This window comes from Kamptonema formosum PCC 10802, from assembly GCF_000332335.1.
Classification (GTDB): Bacteria; Cyanobacteriota; Cyanobacteriia; order Cyanobacteriales; family Oscillatoriaceae; genus Oscillatoria.
In genome coordinates this window covers 445,007-462,557 of record NZ_KB235950.1, presented here as the reverse complement: position 1 = coordinate 462,557, position 17,551 = coordinate 445,007, and the positions used below count along the sequence as shown (strand labels likewise).

At 56.1% G+C, this 17,551-nt stretch carries 15 protein-coding genes; 9 read left to right on the top strand and 6 right to left on the bottom strand.

Going from position 1 to position 17,551, the window contains the following annotated elements; translation table 11 throughout:
• Nucleotides 1-319, top strand: a 319-nt coding sequence (locus OSC10802_RS55290; protein ID WP_232731900.1) for a hypothetical protein, incomplete at its 5' end; no start/stop codon positions are given.
• A 160-nt stretch (nucleotides 320-479) separates the two neighbouring features.
• Entirely contained in the window at nucleotides 480-1,136 is a 657-nt protein-coding gene (locus OSC10802_RS47080) for a WD40 repeat domain-containing protein (RefSeq protein ID WP_071593420.1), read from the top strand.
• Between the two features lie 93 nt (nucleotides 1,137-1,229).
• Here OSC10802_RS47080 and OSC10802_RS52225 read toward each other — a convergent pair whose 3' ends face one another.
• Nucleotides 1,230-1,505 carry a hypothetical protein gene (locus tag OSC10802_RS52225; protein WP_155969171.1) on the bottom strand — a complete coding sequence of 92 codons (276 nt, stop codon included), beginning with the start codon at nucleotides 1,503-1,505 and terminating at the stop codon, nucleotides 1,230-1,232.
• 8 nt (nucleotides 1,506-1,513) lie between these two features.
• Complete coding sequence (locus tag OSC10802_RS0135950; RefSeq protein ID WP_017721601.1) at nucleotides 1,514-1,738, bottom strand: hypothetical protein; 225 nt, start codon at nucleotides 1,736-1,738, stop codon at nucleotides 1,514-1,516.
• A 116-nt stretch (nucleotides 1,739-1,854) separates the two neighbouring features.
• Between OSC10802_RS0135950 and OSC10802_RS0135945 the strand changes: the two genes are divergently transcribed.
• Nucleotides 1,855-2,214, top strand: coding sequence for a response regulator transcription factor (locus OSC10802_RS0135945; protein ID WP_017721600.1), 360 nt, complete (start codon nucleotides 1,855-1,857; stop codon nucleotides 2,212-2,214).
• Nucleotides 2,215-2,648: 434 nt separating this feature from the next.
• Here the strand turns inward: OSC10802_RS0135945 and OSC10802_RS0135940 are convergent, their stop codons facing one another.
• Complete coding sequence (locus OSC10802_RS0135940; protein ID WP_026099104.1) at nucleotides 2,649-3,125, bottom strand: CRR6 family NdhI maturation factor; 477 nt, start codon at nucleotides 3,123-3,125, stop codon at nucleotides 2,649-2,651.
• 350 nt (nucleotides 3,126-3,475) lie between these two features.
• Between OSC10802_RS0135940 and OSC10802_RS43395 the strand changes: the two genes are divergently transcribed.
• The 3 genes from OSC10802_RS43395 to OSC10802_RS0135920 all read left to right on the top strand — a co-directional run bounded on the left by OSC10802_RS43395 (nucleotide 3,476) and on the right by OSC10802_RS0135920 (nucleotide 8,487).
• Nucleotides 3,476-4,009: a Fur family transcriptional regulator gene (locus OSC10802_RS43395; protein ID WP_017721597.1), complete on the top strand. Its 534-nt coding sequence runs from the start codon at nucleotides 3,476-3,478 to the stop codon at nucleotides 4,007-4,009.
• Between the two features lie 529 nt (nucleotides 4,010-4,538).
• On the top strand, nucleotides 4,539-6,482 hold the full coding sequence (locus OSC10802_RS43390; protein WP_017721596.1) for a hypothetical protein: 1,944 nt from the start codon (nucleotides 4,539-4,541) through the stop codon (nucleotides 6,480-6,482).
• A 121-nt stretch (nucleotides 6,483-6,603) separates the two neighbouring features.
• Complete coding sequence (locus tag OSC10802_RS0135920) at nucleotides 6,604-8,487, top strand: DUF3685 domain-containing protein (RefSeq protein WP_232731899.1); 1,884 nt, start codon at nucleotides 6,604-6,606, stop codon at nucleotides 8,485-8,487.
• 204 nt (nucleotides 8,488-8,691) lie between these two features.
• Here the strand turns inward: OSC10802_RS0135920 and OSC10802_RS0135915 are convergent, their stop codons facing one another.
• Nucleotides 8,692-9,045, bottom strand: coding sequence for a helix-turn-helix domain-containing protein (locus tag OSC10802_RS0135915; protein ID WP_082218484.1), 354 nt, complete (start codon nucleotides 9,043-9,045; stop codon nucleotides 8,692-8,694).
• A 156-nt stretch (nucleotides 9,046-9,201) separates the two neighbouring features.
• On the opposite strand from OSC10802_RS0135915, the gene OSC10802_RS0135910 reads away from it, so the two are divergent.
• Nucleotides 9,202-9,573 (top strand): hypothetical protein, encoded by a 372-nt coding sequence (locus tag OSC10802_RS0135910; RefSeq protein ID WP_017721592.1) that lies wholly within the window; start codon nucleotides 9,202-9,204, stop codon nucleotides 9,571-9,573.
• A gap of 34 nt (nucleotides 9,574-9,607) precedes the next feature.
• Here the strand turns inward: OSC10802_RS0135910 and OSC10802_RS52220 are convergent, their stop codons facing one another.
• Nucleotides 9,608-9,799 (bottom strand): hypothetical protein, encoded by a 192-nt coding sequence (locus OSC10802_RS52220; RefSeq protein WP_155969169.1) that lies wholly within the window; start codon nucleotides 9,797-9,799, stop codon nucleotides 9,608-9,610.
• Nucleotides 9,800-10,712: 913 nt separating this feature from the next.
• Here OSC10802_RS52220 and OSC10802_RS45235 point away from each other — a divergent pair.
• Complete coding sequence (locus OSC10802_RS45235) at nucleotides 10,713-11,066, top strand: hypothetical protein (protein ID WP_052334388.1); 354 nt, start codon at nucleotides 10,713-10,715, stop codon at nucleotides 11,064-11,066.
• A gap of 355 nt (nucleotides 11,067-11,421) precedes the next feature.
• Here the strand turns inward: OSC10802_RS45235 and OSC10802_RS43380 are convergent, their stop codons facing one another.
• The gene (locus tag OSC10802_RS43380) at nucleotides 11,422-16,974 is read right to left on the bottom strand and encodes a non-ribosomal peptide synthetase (RefSeq protein WP_155969167.1); all 5,553 of its coding nucleotides are present in this window, start codon (nucleotides 16,972-16,974) and stop codon (nucleotides 11,422-11,424) included.
• 24 nt (nucleotides 16,975-16,998) lie between these two features.
• Between OSC10802_RS43380 and OSC10802_RS48355 the strand changes: the two genes are divergently transcribed.
• Complete coding sequence (locus OSC10802_RS48355) at nucleotides 16,999-17,349, top strand: hypothetical protein (RefSeq protein ID WP_017721587.1); 351 nt, start codon at nucleotides 16,999-17,001, stop codon at nucleotides 17,347-17,349.
• Nucleotides 17,350-17,551 lie beyond the last annotated feature (202 nt).

Here is a 17,551-nt window from a genome sequence, read left to right as displayed (position 1 = left end):
TGCATATCCCCTCTTTTTTTTCTCCCCCTCCCTTGAGCTAGCGCAGTCCTGCTGTGGCTGGCCCTCGGGACGCACGCACCGGAGCATTGAAATTGCCGGTGCAATTGGCACCCCTACTATCCCCCCCACTGTTGCCGCCGCCGGTGCGATAACCTGTGCCGGTGGGAACGAAGGCCACCCCCAAGGGCAGCGAGCTGGCATTCTGGAGTTTGTTCACAGTCAGAACGTCATCCACAGAGATATCAAGCCTGACAAGTGCATACTGCTATATCACGAAGACGAAGAAAGCGGCGAGATTAACTGGCGTCCTCTAGCATAGCAGCAGTCATATTGGTTAGAACAATAGAAGCTTCGGGAGCGGGCGAGCAAGGGAGGCCGGAATGTAGGTTTCCTAAATGCTTACTGCTCTATAGACGTAGGGCAGGCGTCCCGCCCCCCTTGAAGGTCTAATGTTCTAACCTAAGTGCATACTGCTATACTTGCCAAAAAAGCGCTACCAGAGTGCGACAGAGGCGCGGCAGGCATTGCCACTCCACAGACAGCAAAAAAACCAAACGAATGTCTATCAGAAGACAGAAGTCGCACCGGTGCCTACAGAAATATCACCGCCGTCAAACCCGTCCTACCAGAGTGCAAAGAGCGGAACAAATCGCCCTGAAGGCAGGCAGGCTAAGGGCTTCAGATGTATCTGCACTCTCACCAGTCATGCTGCTTCTGTTGGTTCCATCGCCATTAGCTCAGACAGTCAGACTCTTGTCAGCGGTAGTGATGACAGAACCATCAAGCTGTGGCAACTGTCCAGAGGCAATCTAATTCGCACCTTCACGCAGCAGTCAAGGTTTTTCCAGCGTGAGTCTACCTGGGTTAGATCTGTCGCTATTAGTCCACAGAGTCATGCTGTTTCAGCTATGCTGGATACGAATGCTGATCGCGTGATAGATGCGGTGGTGGAGCTGAATCCTAGTGATGGAACGGTAGTTTATACTGGGATAGATATGGATCAAAATGGCACAATTGATGTTTCTTACAGTGGGGATGGCACCATCCATATGGCAGACCTAAATGGCGATGGCATTTCGAGTTATGAAGAGGTTTCCTTTGCTTCAGCAGCTGTTGATGCGTTAGCGGATGTGTAATTTGGAGTTGGATGAAAGCAAGAAGACGTTTCTGCAACCCCCCGGGCACTTCCAGGGGGTGTTTAGTGAGGCATTCTTTGCTCATATTCTGGCTTACAGAGTCACCCTATTAACAGCGACGGCGTTCGGGTAGTCGATAGGGCACCTGGGGCGATCCGCGCAACGCACTGCGACGGTGCCAGTCAGTTCGCTCGCCGCAGTGGCCCAAGGGCGGGCCGGCTCTGCTGCCGGTGGGACGCCCCCACCGGCACCTCTGGGCCAGCTTTTCTTTCTCGGCGGGTAGCGCTGCTGGACTGTCTCGCTCTCAGGGTGCCGGTGGGCGCAGATTCCTTTGCCACACCCTCTCAAGTTATCCTTGACAAAAGTCAATTCATCTGTTATAATACTTCCTGCAAAACTGTAAGTCTTGCAGAGGTGACAAACTTGCGGTCGCTCGGTTGAGCCTCACTGATTTGAGCTTCCCAGGTGCCTCGACCACCGGCAGCCGGCAGCCGGCAATCAAAATCTTTCTCCCCCACTCTCCCCCTCACCGCTGACCCCTCTCCCAGAGCAGGCTGCCGCCAGCGTTGAAGTTTTATGTAGGAAAGGACTCTCAGAAACACCGTATTTTCCGCAAATCTTTGTTAAGTATTTATAAAGTTTGGGCGGTTTTCCCGGAATGCTAAGTGAAATCACGCAATCAGAGTTGTAGGTACAACCGCAAAAACCAGGAAAGGCAATGAGTACCCAAGAAATGCTGAACCATATCCTGAAGCAAGTTGACGCAGGCGAGCCGGCAAAACGGCTTCAGCGAACTGAGGAGACAGTAGAGGAGGTTATCTTTGAGTCTCATATTGATGGGACACGTTACTGCCTTGTGCGCTGCTTCCCCAGATCCAAGAGTCAAATTAGACTCAGCCCCCGCGAACTGGGGATTGCCAGATTAGTGTCACAAGGTCTTCCGAACAAATCCATTGCCAAGAGACTTGACATCAGCCCTTGGACAGTCGCCACTCATCTGCGCCGCATATTCGGCAAACTCGGTGTCACCTCCAGAACCGCAATGATTGCGCAGCTGCTAGAGGAAAACTTGCTATAATATCACGCTGGCTTAAATACCCATAATTCTCCCTCGGTGGGGTATCATCGCATTGGGGATGCCCGGATGCCCGCATCATCGCATTGGGCACTGGGCATCACGCAAAAGGGGATGCAAGGATTTGGGATTTATTGTTGTGTTCAATGCCCCATGCGCTATGCCCCATGAGCCATGCGCCATGCCCCATGCCCGTTTGCGCCGTGCGCCACGCCCCACGCCCCATGCCCATGCGCTCTATCAATTTTGTTTGAATACTTCTAATTTGTAAACGCAGACTGACTCGTTTTAGGCGAAAAAACGGGTAAATTAATATGAGCAATCAACCGGATTGTCAGGGCCGGTGGCTTGTTTTAGTAGTTTTTAAGCGGATATTATTTTATCAAGTGTGGCGAGGGGGAGAGGGCCACGCTTGTTAGGCTAATTGAGAATTGTTATTATAAAATCAGTTGAAAAAAGGAATCATCCAAGTCGTAGCCGAGCATCTTAGCCATAGAGAGGAGCTTGGATTGGCTGGGGAGCCCCTGCCTGCCGAGCCAGTCGGCGATCGTAAAAACCTTGTGCATCAAGAAGATTTCCAAAGCTTCTGGGTTGAACTGAATGCCCTCGGTGCGGTGGAACTGGTGGGGGACGAGCATAGCGGCGTAGCGGGCAAGCTCACCGGCTTGCCAGTCGAGCAGCACCGGCAGCCAGGGATAGCAGGAGTCCAGGCGAATAAACCAGAGACGGACCTCAGGGATTTCCGAGAGTTCGCGCGGGTCGTCCGGTTCGGTGGGACAGTCAATCTCAAAGCGCAGCAGCTGTTCGGGGGCGGCTTTGGGGTGGGAGTGGAGCAATTGGTCAATGGCGGATTGAGCCGGTGAGAGGTCCAAATTGCGCAAGCACTCAGAATCGATCGCGATAGTGATGGCCATTGAAAGGGGGGGAGAGAAGTAGAGCCGGGAAAACAAGATTAGTCGCCTCTATGCAGTCTATCAGAGAGCAGCCAGAGCCGGTCTTGAGAGGCGGGCGCAGGCGAAAAGCTCGCTCGCCAGTCAGGGTGAGGGCTTTCCCAGGGCTGCGCCAGCACGGAGGTGCCCCGGGAGCGCATAAGAAAGCGCCCTTTGGCAGACGGCAGAAAAAATCCTAGGATAAAATGAACGAGAAAAAGGTCGGTCAGCGACTAACAAACGGTATATGAAAAAACAAGGATGAAAAATGAGGCTAGCTCGTGAAACCAATTGCCACATTAGAAGATGCTCTTAACCGTTGCCAGAGCCTGGGTATGCGCCTTTCTCGCCAGCGCCGCTTCATACTGGAACTGCTTTGGCAAGCCCATGAACACCTGTCGGCGCGAGAGATATACGACCGCTTAAATCAGCAAGGCAAGGCCATTGGGCACACCTCAGTGTATCAGAACTTAGAGGCGCTATCCGAGCGGGGGATAATTGAGTGTGTGGAGCGCTCCGAGGGACGCTTGTACGGCAATATCAGCGACCCGCACAGCCACATCCACTGTCTGGACACAGGTCGGATTGTGGACGTGTATGTGGGGCTGCCAAAAGACCTGATTGAGAAACTCGAGCAGCAAACCGGGGTCAAAATCACCGACTACCGGATTGACTTTTACGGCACTGAAATGGCACCCGCCCCAGTCCCGGAAGGGGGTGCGGCGGGCGGTGCGGCGGGCGGTGCGCCAGCAGCCCCAAGAGCCGCAGCGCCGGCACCCCCGCAAGAGCCCCCCTGCGCCAATGGCAGCTCGTCGGGGCACCACCCCAGCGGCACCTCGGTGCCAGATCCCACCTGCGTGTCGCCGTAAGGAGAGAGTTTGGGTCTTCCCAGCAAGCAGTCAGTCTTCTTTGGAGGTGCGCGTGAAAAAACAAGGAAACACCAGCAGGGGCGTGACCGGCGGCAAGCCCGTGCTGTCGTCAGGGAAGAATTTAGGCCCGGACGTTCCAAAAGCGCGGGCGCGACCCTATAATAGGACGGCAAACGGCTTCTTGATTCACAAGTGACAAGCAGCGATTGAGAGAGGTGGCCCTTGAGAGGCCATGCTGAAACAGGGAAGCGGCAGCGGCCCAATCAACTCTCCGGATACACAGCTCTATAAACTGCGTATTGAGGTGACGTCAGATTGCTGCAATGCTTGCGGCACAACCGCCAGCAACCCGCCAGCTTCCTTACCAAGTCAGGCAACAACGTAGCATTGCAGGGAAAGGCAGCAAGCGATGGCTAACAGACAATTTGAACACTCCCATTTACCCGCAGCCCGCCGATTCCTTTTGCGACGGCGCAGGCGCGAGCCGGTGCGCAGGCCAACAGCTAGCGACAACCCATCCACTGCTGCGATGCCAAAACCAAGTGCAGATACGATTAATCCCGTTCAGACTGACAAGCCAGCCGCTCAAAGCCTGCCCGGACGGAAGGATTGGGGGTGGTCACTGTTATGGCTAAGTGTGCTCCTTGTGTTTGGGGGGACAGCCGGCGGCGCGTTTTTCTGGCTGATCACCATGCCGCCTGCCGTCAACTGCAAGCAAATCTCCCCCCTAGCGCCCGATATGGAGCGGCTGCAGTGCGCCGGGGAGGCAGCGGCAACCCGCCAGCTAGAACAGCTCGTTAAGGGGCTCGAACTCGTCAAGAACTGGCCAAAAGATCACCCGCTGCACTCGCAGGCCAAAGAACTCGAAGACCAGTGGTCAAAGTGGGTGCTGGACGTAGCCACCAAAAAGATGGAGACCGGGGATCTCAAGGGCGCAATTAATATTGTCGCCAACATCCCTGAAAGCAGCTCTGTGTATGCGGAGGCTAAAGCGACGGCTGCCACCTGGGAACAGGACTGGGATAAAGGTATGGCCATTCACAACAAAGCCATACAGGCAATCAAAGCGCGGCAGTGGGAGCAGGCGACAAACTACACCCAGGAACTGTCGCGGCTGCGCAATGAATACTGGGGGCAGCAACGCATGGGCGAGCTGCTCAAGCAAATTACGGTGGAAAAACGAGCCTGGCAGCGGCTGCGAGAGGCGCGGGATATCGCTTGGTACGACACGCCGGCTGACTTGGAGGAGGCGATAGCCCAGGCTCGCAAAGTCAGCCCGCAAACCTACGCCTATGCATCGGCGCAAACAGAGATTGCCCAATGGAGTCGCAAGTTGCTCGATCAGGCCGGCAAGCGTCTGAAAGAGCGGGATTTAGATGGGGCGCTGGGAATAGCCAAGCGCGTCCCTTCAGACTCGGCGCTCTACCCCGAAGCCCAAGACTTCATGCAGCTCAGCCGGGCTGAGCTGCTTGTCCCAGATATAATGGTGCTAAATCAGCCTCCGCTGACGGCCATAGCATCTGTCCTGGAAGCTCAAGCCGCCGCACGCCAGCTCGCCCCCAACCGCCCCCTCTACAAGCAAGCCCAGGCAAAAATTGCTGACTGGCAAACGCAACTGCAAGACCTGCTCCAGCTGCAGCTGGCAAGTACCCTGGCCGGTGTGGGCCAAGGGGGGGCGTTCCAGCTGGCCATAGACCAAGCGCAAACCATCGGGCAAGACCGCCCCAAGCGCATCCAAGCCCAAACGCTGATTGCCCTGTGGCGCAAGGAACTGGCTGACACACAGGACCGCCCCTATGTAGTGCGAGCCCAACTGGTGGCAGCGGCGGGAACGGTTGATGCGCTGAAGGCGGCGATCTCTGAGGCGCGTCAAGTCGCTCCGGGGCGTCCGCTGCGCGCTGAGGCACAAAGTCTGATCGCCGAATGGGACAAACGGATTCAAACCCTCGAAGACCAGCCGGTCTTAGACCAAGCGCGATTGCAGGCTAAGCAGGGCAATCTCAGCAACGCTATTCGCACCGCTGAAAAGATTGGCTCCAACAGAACCCTCTACAAACAGGCGCGGGCGGCAATCGCTGACTGGAAGGCCCAAATTCAAATCGCGGAAGACCGCCCTAAGCTCAATGAAGCTACGAAGCAGGCCGCTCAAGGCCGCCTCTCGGAAGCGATTCAAATCGCCTCCCAGATTGCTTACGGTCGGGCCCTCTACTACGAAGCCCAGGAGGGAATCGCCCGCTGGTCTGCTGAGCGAGATACTATCCAGGGCCAGGAAACGGCTGCGGCTGCGGAACCCTATCCAGCTCAGACCTCTCCCCCCTCAGCGGAGTCCGATTCCCCCCCGGCTCAGACCTACTCTCCCCCAGCCGAATCTTTTTCCCCCTCCGCCGAACCCTATTATCCCCCAGCCGAATCCTATTCCCCCTCCGCCGAAACTTACTATCCCCCAGCTGAGTCATACGCTCCCCCACAGTAAAATTAGCTGTAAGCTATCAGCTGGTAGGGGCGTTGGCGAAGATAGAAAATTTAGAGCGATCGATTAGGAATTTTGAAGAAATTCAGCATTCAGAATTCAGAATTGATAATTATTATTTTCTGTGCTTTCCAGTCCCCAACCCCTAAATTCCAGCGTGATGAGCGAGCGCTCCTTGAAACTGCTGCTGATTGATGATGACCCCATCTTCCGGATCGGTCTCGCTACCCTGTGCGCCCAGTTTGACGACCTGCAAGTGGTGGCAGAGGCTCAAGACGGGAGAGAGCTCCTGCAACGGCTCGGAGAGCTTCTGCCACAGGCAAAGGCTGGCGACATTCAACCGGCACCGGGTGCCGCCCCCTCCCCGCCCCACCTCGGTGCCGACTTGGCGATTCTGGAGTTGGCCTCGGGCCGCCAGGGCCCCGGCAGCCTGTCAGGACTGGCCCTCTGCCAGCATCTCAGCGCCTACTACCCCCAAGTGCCGGTATTGCTGCTCACTTCCGTCACTGAACCCGCACTGCTAAAAGCGGCGCAGCAAGCCGGTGTCAGGGGTTACTGCCCGAAAGGCACCGCGCCGGCTGACTTAATCGCGGCTATCCGTCAGGTGGCCCGTGGCCAAACTTATTGGGGTCACCTGCCCGCTCTCCCGCTATTGCCGCCAGAATCACAGACTCAACTCTGGGCGCTCAACCCACTGGCACTCGTGCGCCGCAACCTCCAGCAGTCTGGGCTGCGGCACATTGAAGCAGCTATTGCCGGTGTGAGCGCCGAACTGCAAAATCCGGCGCTCAATGTCCTGGATCGGGCTGTCCTCTCCGGACGCAAGCGCGAACTCCGGGCGGCTCGCTGGATCGTGAATGCCCTGCTGGCTGCGCCTGACGCCCAACCGGCACCTGCAGCCCTCCCACAGAAACAGAAAGATTCCTCTCTCCCGGCGAAAATCCCGGAAAAAAGCGAACAATCCTCACTGGGCGCAGCGGAAGCGGGCGGGCTGCCGGTGCCCTCTCCCGCAGTCGAAATTAGTTTTAGGGCCCTGCAATCTGAATTATTTGAAGCCAGCCTCGCCAAGCTGAATTCTCATCTTCCCAATCTCACGGATTTGGCGCTGGAAATCGATATTTTACGGGCAGAAAAAAAACGGGAGTTGCTGTCAACTGTCCTGCGCCAGTTACAGGAGATCCTCGATGAGCTGCGGTTTTCCCAAGTGCAGCTACCTCAGCTGAGCGAGAAACGGTCTGCTATTGTGCTGGATTTGTGGCAAATGGCAACTGTGGAGTTTTTTGGCAAATACTATACGCTGATATCCGGCCATCGGGAAATAGAAGTGGTGCCGGTTTTGCTGCAAGACGCTGAGATTGTCGGAAAGGAGATTTTGGATAAAATTCCCCTGCTTGTCGAGCTCTTCTCCCACTTGCTGTTTCAAACTCCGTTAAGGCTCGACAGTGCGGCTTACGGGGCCGGCAGCCCGGAAGCCATGCTGCAAGCTGAGTTTTTGCTGCACAATTTGGTCATTCAAGTGGCGAATGCGGTGGTGCAGCCGCTGCTGAATCATTTTCCCGATGTGGAGGAGATTAAGCAGGGTTTTTATGACCGGCGCTGGCTTTCTACCCGCTCGATTGAAAAGTTCCGCAACAATTTGTCTTGGAAATATCGCCTGGAAAAATATATTGGGGAACCAGCGGCGATTTTTGAAAGCCGCTATTGGCTGCTGGTGCTCGACTATCGCGGAATCGCCAAAATCAATGTCTATGCCCCCCGGCGTCAGGAGTTAGGGGAGCTTAAGGGGGTTCGGCTGGCGGTGACGCTGGTGCTCGAAAGCCGCGATGCAGTCGCGCCTCGCCTGCGCGAGACTGTTTCTTTTCTCGGCACCGGCGCTGTCTATGTGCTGACGCAAGTGATTGGTCGGGGGATTGGCTTGATCGCCAGGGGCGTTCTTCAAGGCATGGGCTCTTCTTGGCAAGAAAGCAGGTTTGGGAAAAATGTCCCCCGCCAGAAGCGGGAGAATTAATAGCCGTGATAGTGGTCGGTGCACCGGTGGCAGGTGTTAGGTGTCCGAGGTGCCGGCATTTCAGGAAAAAGCTTCCCGCATATATGTGAGACTTCGATGTCAGGTGCCACCGGCGCGCGCCCTTTGCGGCACCCGCTGTCCGAGGTGCCGGCACCTGACTCTTAAACCCCTCTCCCCTAAACCCTCTCCCCTATCCCCTAAGCCCTATCCGCTATTCATCGATCGGCCCAGGCCCATCGCTACCACTTCCTCTAAGGTGTAGGGGTTGCCGGTTTCAGGGTTCACCGGCTTGAGCACTTTCAGCAAAATATCTATCGTCGGCAGGGACGGTCTTTTGACAAAACCGTTTTCGTATCGGTTGATCGTTGAAGCCGATACCCCAAAGGCGCTATCCTCGCCTTCCTCTGAGCCCACACCATGCAGTTTGGCCTCAAAGTCTCGCACAGCACGCTCTAGCTCCGCTAGGCTCAATCCCTTGGCCTCTCTTGCTTCAGTGAGGATGGCACCTATGGCCCGCAATCCGTCAGGTGTGAATTTTGTCTTTCCTCTACCGGCCACGTTAAATTAGCCCAGCATACAGTTCTTTCTTCATTAAAGCATTTCCCGCACCTGTCAAAAAATCTTTCCTCACCCCCTTGACAGCTTCATTGGATATATAGTATACTATACATAGCAAAAAAAAAAAGGGCCACCCTGGCCCAAAGGAGGCGCAAGATGGCTAAAAAACAAAACTTAACCCAAATCTACCACAGGGTCAACCCGAAAGACTTCGATATCACCCCACAGGTGATCGCCGAGGTAACGGATATCCCGGTGTCCCAGATTCGGCGAATCGTAAAGAAAAAGTACGTGATTCTGGTGCACCGGTGGCATATGCTGTCGGTGTTTGTCAGCTATCGCAAGCTGCGCGAGTGGCTTTTGAAGGTGGAGTTGCTGATTCGCCGGTGTGCCACTGTTGAGGAGCTTATGGAATGGAAGGATCTGCTCGCGCGGGAGTACAAGCGCTTCAACTATCCCCGGGAGTGGGTGGACACCCTAAACTTTGCCTGGCACCAGCGACAGTGGCAAATCGTGTTGGGCATATAACCCCGTTCGGGAGCTCTCCCATGCCCCCTGGGGGCTAATGCGCCGCCGGCACTCGAGTCACGAGTTGCGACAGCCGGCAGGTCCTGTGCTGGCCATTTGCCTGAATCGAGCCACCGGCACATGCCAGTAGCCGCCACTTCACCGGCACTTTTACCCCCGCGCCCGGGCGAGGGGGGGTTTCAACACGCCGGTAGTCCTGCACAAGTAAGGGTGTCTTTACTAACACGTTTGATTTTCCGGTAGAATTATTTTTAATAAACCGGCATGTGCTGCGCTCAGGCGAAGGATAAAAACCCCGGAAAGCATAGAAAAAAGGCTAATCGTCCAACAAGTTATCTTCGGTAAGGCTTTCTACGGAAAATTGGGTTGCGGCCCAAGCCCATCATTATAGCAGTATGCACTTAGGTTAGTACATGGGCATCATCGCATCACGCATGCATGGCATCACGCAAAAGCTGGTAGAGGCGGGTTTACTAACATCTGGTAAAACCCAGAGACATCTTGGGTGAACCCGCCCCTACTTACCCCATGCGCATGAGCCCGATGCGCATGAGCCCCATAAGCCATGTCATTAATGTCTTAACCAATATGACTACTGCTATACCTATGCAGGACTACCTAAACCTGTAGTCTCACCACGCCAGCGAGAAGCTTTCCCCGACTCGAGGTGCCGGTCAGTCGCGGGCGCTTTGGAACCCGACTGCTCCACTGGCGTCGTTTTTCCATCGGCGGCACACGGCACTCCTTACTGAGAGTGCCGGCGTTAACACTCAGACAGCTCTGGGAAAACTTTTTATATAGAGCGGTGAAAAGCTGTGTGAGGAGGGCGTCGCCGAGCTAAAAAACAGTGGCTTGCCTGTCTCCTACTGTGGGGATTTATTTCCAGCCACCTCAAGCGCTCTGCCTGCTGTGTCCGCACTCTCTCGTATCCGCCCGTTCTGGAAAAGCCCCCCGCCACACCCGCTCATCCCCTCCCCGCAAACGGCAGTCAGAAAGCCGCGCCCGGCTCCCTTTTTAACAAAATTAAACACGAGTTTACAAAACTTATATTTTTGAAACAAATCTAATCAATGATTCCCTACATTATATCAACTTATTGCAAGTTTTCTCAGATGAATTCAGAAGTTGAGGTAATGAAAATGGACGCCAACAGAAAAATCACCCGCATCGTTGAAAATGATGGCCACAAGAGAGAAATCGGCAGCCTGATAACCGTAGAGCGCTGGAAAGACACAAATCATTTGCAGAGGAGGCAGCAGCAGCGGGCAATCAGTAATGCCATGATTCAGGTTGCCCTCATGTATGGGCACAAGGGATTCAGCAGAGGGGCAACGCTCTATACCCTCAATGACCGCAGCTTGAGGGAAACTCCTTATTATAAATATATTGACGTTTTGAGAGGGTTAACAGTTGTCTGTCTTGCCGGCCCCCCCAACCCAGAAATTATCACCGCCTATTGGAACGAAAAAACCAAACGTCGGGTTCGCAAGTAGCGCCAACCTAAATGCCAGGGCCGAACCGCAGCTTATCGCGGCTCTGCCCGAGGCGACACGCCATTTATTATATTTTTTGGAAGACTTATCATTTACAAAAACGGATATCAAAAATTCGGCTTGTGGGGAAACATGCCGGACGTAGAAGCCCAGAAATTTATTAAAACTATTTAACCGGAAAGTATGAAATGTGTAGGGGAAGGCCCCAGGGGGCCGTGCCGGTAGGGGCCGCTGGCGCGGGCCAATTGCCCCCGCTCCGTGACCGGCACCTCCCACAGCCCCCACAGCAGGCAACATTGGAGCGACGGCTTTCGACAGTGCTTAATGCCCCACTCCCGCCGCAATGCCCAGTGCCCTAACCCCTGAAAGGTGCTGCCATCTGTGCGCGCTCCAAACAAGCCCTCAACTTAGCAGCCATAACCTGTACATTCGGAGCTTTCAAAATGCCAATGTGGTCGCCAGGAACATCGCAAACCTCCAATTCTCCAGCGGCTAATTTGCCCCACCCCAATTGGGGATCGGCGTAATAGGGGTCAAATTTATTGCGCTCCATCGCCCGGAATAAAACCATTTTGCCCGGGTAGGGTTGCGGTGCGTAATTTGTGAAAGCCTGACGGCGAACCATCTGGCGGACATCGCGCTGTGCCGCTTCTAGCAGCCGCAGGGGCGGATTCCCCCGAACCCTTTGCAGCGGAGCGAGATATATTGGCAAACTCGCCCCGGCGGGACGCCGGCTGCCACCGTCAAACTTGCCATAAATCCTGCCGGTGATACCGAGCAGCTTATCCAAGCTTAATGAAAGCCTCTGCCAAGCTTTTTTGAGAGCGTAGGAGAGTCCTTCTCGTGAAAGGTTCTGGAAATGAAGAGAAAGCCTCTCAGCTAATGGCAATTGTTTCCTGTCGCCCGGAACTAGAGAATCAAACAGAGCCAAAAGACTCACTGTCTCACCTTGCGCCCGCAGCTGCTGCGCCATCTCAAACGCCACCAAGCCGCCAAACGATTCGCCGGCCACAAAATACGGCCCCTCAGGCTGGAGAGTTCGTATTTGTTTGAGGTAGCGACTCGCCAGTTGCGGCACATTGCTTAAGCCGGCAAGCTGTTTTTCTGGCAAGTCCGCTGTCAGCAGGTCAACTTCATCCGGCAGGTACACCCCATAAACTGGCCTGCCGGCATCGAGGTGACGCGCCAAATCGTAATAGAGCAAGATTCCGTAAATGCAGAACAGAGGGGGTTTACTGCCCCCCCCACTCTTTGGGCAACTCAGCAGCACCAGCGATTCCTCTGGCGCTGAGAATCCTTGCTGGCGCAGAACAATAGCCAGTTCCTCAACCGTCGGTGCCCCGAAAATCGCAGGCAGGGGAAGCTCTTTGCCGAAAACCTCGCGGATTTTAGAGAACAGTCGCACAGCAAGCAGCGAGTGCCCCCCTAACTCAAAAAAGTTGTCCTTGACCCCGACAGGTTTAATCCCCAACACCTCCTCCCAAATCTGGGTTAGCTGCAGTTCAGCAATATCTTGGGGCGCACCGGCAGTTGCTCCCAACTCCGGGCGTTCTGTGTCCGGGAAGGGCAGCGCCTGCCGGTCTACCTTGCCGTTGGGTGTCAGCGGCAGTTCCTCGAGCGTCACCAGGGTACTGGGCACCATGTAATCGGGCAGCTTCTCCTTGAGGAAGCGTGCCAACTGCTGGAGTGCCGGTGCCAACTCCGGGTGCGGGACAGCGTAGGCCACAAGACGCTTTTCACCCGTTGCGTCTTCCCAAACCCTGACGGCTGCCTGCCGCACAGCTGGGTGGAGAGCCAAAGCCCCCTCGATTTCTCCGAGCTCAATGCGGAAGCCGCGAATTTTCACCTGCCCTGGCAGCTCCCCGTGGCTGCCCGCCCGACCGGCAATCGCAACGGTTCCGTCTGGACTGTACCGCCCCAAATCCCCCGTCTTGTAAAGCCGGTCAGCCGGTGTTAAAGTAAACGGATTAGTAAGAAATCGCTGCTGGCTGAGAGCCTCATCGCCCAGGTATCCCAGTGCCAAGTAGGGGGTGCGAATATAAATCTCTCCCAGTTCGCCAATGCCGGCTAGCTGCTGTCCCTGATTTAAAACTAGCAATTGAACATCCTCAATGCCTCTGCCGGCGGGAATTCGATAGGGGTTTGGGAATGGGGAATGGGGGGCCGGGATTAGGGGATTTGGGGATTTTTCTGTTTCTGTTTGTTTGGCGCTGTCTGCTGTTCCCTCACTGGGCACGATATAGTATGCCATTGCCTGAGGCGTTTCTGTGGCTCCATAGAAGTTGACGCAAGTGACATAGGGAGCCAAGGAGCGGATCAGAGCGACATCCCGACAAGTGAGCACATCTGCGCCAAAGAAGGCATAGCGAAGATGGGCGCTAGGCGCTAGGCGCTTGGAATGGGTGGTTGTTCCGCCTGTCCTGGGTCGGTGTTCCGCGAGCGGTGCCCCAAAGCTCAAGAGCTGTCCCATTGCCGGTGTCAGGTGAGCGACGCTAATCCGCATCTGGCTCATCCAGCCTGCCAGCCAGTCGGGAGCTGTTATCTTTTCTGGATCGGGGATGAGTAAAGTGCCGCCTAACCACAGCGGCGTGAAGATATCCCGCAGCAAGGGGTCGTGGGAAAGTCCCGACAGCATGCTGAACCGGTCGGACTCGTTGAGAGCGAATGTCTGAGTGTGCCAGTGCAAGAAATGGGAGAGGGGTCTGTGGGTTCCTAAAATCCCTTTTGGCTTGCCGGTGGAGCCGGAAGTAAAGGCAATATAAGCCAAGTCGTCGGGAGCAACTGTGATTTCTGGCGCTTCAGTCGAAAAGTCTTTCAAAAGGTTGCTGCCGGCGGCTGCCGTTTGGGGGAGCGCCAGCCGGCACGCACCCGATGCCGTGACAAATTCTTCGAGGGCCGGTGGGAGAGCTCCCGCTGCTTCCATTTGAATCCAAGCTTTGGGCTGAACCATTAGCAGGCAGTCAATCAAACGCTCTGCTGGATAGTTGGCGTCTAGAATCACGAAAGCGGCACCGGCTTTGAGAATTCCCAGTAAAGCCAAAACCAGGGAAGCGCTGCGGTGGGCATAAATGGCAACAATATCTTGCTTTCGAGCGCCCTGCGCCCGCAGGTAGTTGGCGATTTGATTGCTTTTTGCATCCAGTTGGGCGTAAGTAAAGCTTTCTGTTCTGTCCGCAACTGCCAAGCGTTCAGGAACGCGCTTGGCCTGCTGGCCAAATCGGGTGTGAGGCGGGCAAAACCATTGCAAGGAAAGGGGTTGAGCGGGATTGGGCAAGAGGGCAAGAGCCCGAGGAGTGACTAGAGAGAAGCGAGTGACTGTTTGAGCGGGGTTGTGAGCAATTTGCTCCAGCAGGTGATGGAGTTGGGCCAGCAGGTGGGCCATGCGATCTGCGTCAAACAAATCGGCACTGTAAACAAATTCCAGATGGATGCCCTCTGGCTTTTCTCGGGCGTACAGGGTTAAGTCGAATTTGGAATCCAGTTGGGAATGGGGGAGGTTTTCAGCGGTGACGCCGGTCAAAACCAGGCGGTTTTCTTCCAAGTTGAGCAGGTTAAAAAATACCTGGAACAGCGGCGTGCGACTCAAATCCCTGGGGGCATGCAGTTCCTCTACGAGCTTCTCGAAAGGCAAGTCTTGGTGAGCGTAAGCCTCTAGGGCAACCTGGCGCACCCGCCCCAGCAGCTCGAGAAAAGTGGGATTGCCCTGCAAGTGGGTGCGAAAAACTAGGGTGTTGACGAAGAATCCAATCAGCGGCTCGATTTCCGCCCGGTTGCGACCGGCAATGGGAGAGCCGACTGCTATATCTTCTTGCCCGGTCTGCCGGTAGAGCAGGGTTTGGAAGGCTGCGAGCAGAGTCATGAACAGGGTGGCTCCTTCCCGCCGCGACAGGGCTTTGAGCGCCTCGCTAAGCTCCGGGGATAGTAGCAAAGATTGGCTCGCGCCCCGGGAGGAACGCACTGCCGGTCGCGGTCGGTCTGCGGGCAAATCCAACACAGGAAGGTGGCCGCTCAGCTGCTGCTTCCAGTAGGAAAGCTGGGACTCGAGCACCTCCCCTGCCAGCCACTGGCGCTGCCAGTGTGCGAAGTCGGCATACTGCACGGGCAGCTCGGGAAGAGGGGACGTCTTGCCCTGGCGGTAAGCTTCGTAGAGCGCTGTCAGTTCCTTGAAGAAGATTCCCACTGACCAGCCGTCGAAGACAGTGTGGTGAACGGTGAGCAGCAGTACGTGTTCGTGGGAGCCAAGGCGCAGCAAGAGAGCTCGCAGTAAGGGGCCTCGGGCCAGGTCGAAGGGCCGCCCCGCTTCCTCATGGGAAAGCCGCTCGACTTCCAGATGCCGGTGTTCGGGAGGCAGGGGCTGTAAGTCTATCACCGGCAGCGCTGTCGCCACAGCTGGGGCGATAACTTGCACCGGCTGCCCGTCCACCTGTTCAAAGACTGTCCGCAAGGCTTCGTGACGCCGCACGATTTCGCTGATGCTGCGCGCCAGGACGGGGGCATTGAGCTCGCCGGTCAGCCGAATGGCTTGCGGGATGGTGTAAGCTGAGGAACCGGGCTGCAATTGGTCTAAGAACCACAGGCGCTGCTGGGCAAAGGAGAGCGGCAACTTGGCGTCCCGGGAAACCGGCTCGACGGGCGGAGCTTGCCGGCTGGAAGATCCCCCCCGGGCTGTCTCAATCGCCTCCGCCAGTCCGCGAATCGTGGGAGACTCAAACAGGCAGCGCAAGGGAAACTCCACCTGGAAGCTGCGGCAAACCCGGGATACTATTTGGGTGGCGAGCAAGGAATGCCCCCCCAGTTCAAAGAAATTGTCGCTGACGCCCAATTTTTGCACACCGAGCACTTCCGTCCAGATGCCGGCGAGCGCCTCCTCTACCGGCGTGCGAGGTGCGGCGGCGGTTGGTGCCGGCTGAGCGCCGAAAGAATCTGGGAAGGGCAGGGCGAGCCGGTCTGTCTTGCCGTTGGGTGTGAGCGGCATCGCCTCCAGCGTCACGAAGGCAGAGGGCACCATGTAATCGGGCAGGTATTTCTGGAGGAAGCTGCGCAGGTAACAGATCGCCGGTGCCGGCTGAACCCGAGGGACGATGTAAGCGACCAGGCGCTTGTCGCCGGGAGCTACCTCTCGCGCTGTGACTGCGACTTCCAGCACGTTGGGGTGGGCTTGAAGCCGGCTTTCAATTTCCCCTATTTCGATGCGGAAGCCCCGAATTTTCACCTGAGAGTCCAGGCGACCGAGAAATTCAATGTTGCCATCGGGCAGGTAGCGGGCTAAATCGCCGGTTTTGTAAAGTCTTGCCGTGGGGTGAGCGCCATCGCCTGATGCTGTCGCCGGTGGGGCAACAGCACTCTCCCCCTGGTCAGTGCCGGAAAACTGTGAACCATTGGCACACACTTTGCTCTCCGGAAATGTCAACCCCAGAGGGGTTCCAGTGGGGTCAGCGCCATCGCCTGATGCTGTCGCCGGTGGGGCAACAGCACTCTCCCCCTGGCCACTTGCTGAAAACTGTGTACCATTGGTACACACTTTGCTCTCCGAAAATGTCAACCCTAAAGGAGTGGCGGTGGGGTGAGGGCAATCTCCTGATGCTGTCGCCGGTGGGGCAACAGCACTCTCCCCCTGGCCACTTGCTGAAAACTGTGTACCATTGGTACACACTTTTATCTGCGAAAATGTCAACTCCACAGGAGTGGCGGTGGGGTGAGGGCGATCTCCTGATGCTGTCGCCGGTGGGGCAACAGCACTCTCCCCCTGGCCACTTGCTGAAAACTGTGTACCATTGGTACACACTTTTATCTGCGAAAATGTCAACTCCACAGGAGTGGCGGTGGGGTGAGGGCGATCTCCCTGATGCTGTCGCCGGTGGGGCAACAGCACTCTCCCCCTGGCCACTTGCTGAAAAGTGTGTACCATTGGTACACACTTTTATCTGCGAAAATGTCAACCCTAAAGGAGTGGCGGTGGGGTGAGGGCGATCTCCTGATGCTGTCGCCGGTGGGGCAACAGCACTCTCCCCCTGGCCACTTGCTGAAAAGTGTGTACCATTGGTACACACTTTGCTCTCCGGAAATGTCAACTCCAGAGGAGTGGCGGTGGGGTGAGGGCGATCTCCTGATGCTGTCGCCGGTGGGGCAACAGCACTCTCCCCCTGGCCACTTGCTGAAAACTGTGAACCATTGGTACACACTTTGCTCTGCGGAAATGTCAACTCCAGAGGAGTGGCGGTGGGGTGAGGTCCATCGCCTGATGCTGTTGCCGGTGGGGCAACAGCACTCTCCCCCTGGTTAGTGCCGGAAAACTGTGAACCATTGGCACACACTTTGCTCTCAGGAAATGTCAAGCTCAAATCCCCCTGTCTTGGCGGCAAAAAGGGATTGTCAATGAACCTTTCCGCAGTCAGCTCTGGCCGGTTGAGATAGCCTCTGGCCAACATGCCGCCGATATAAATTTCCCCGGGCACGCCAACCGGCACTGGCTGCCGGTGGGAGTC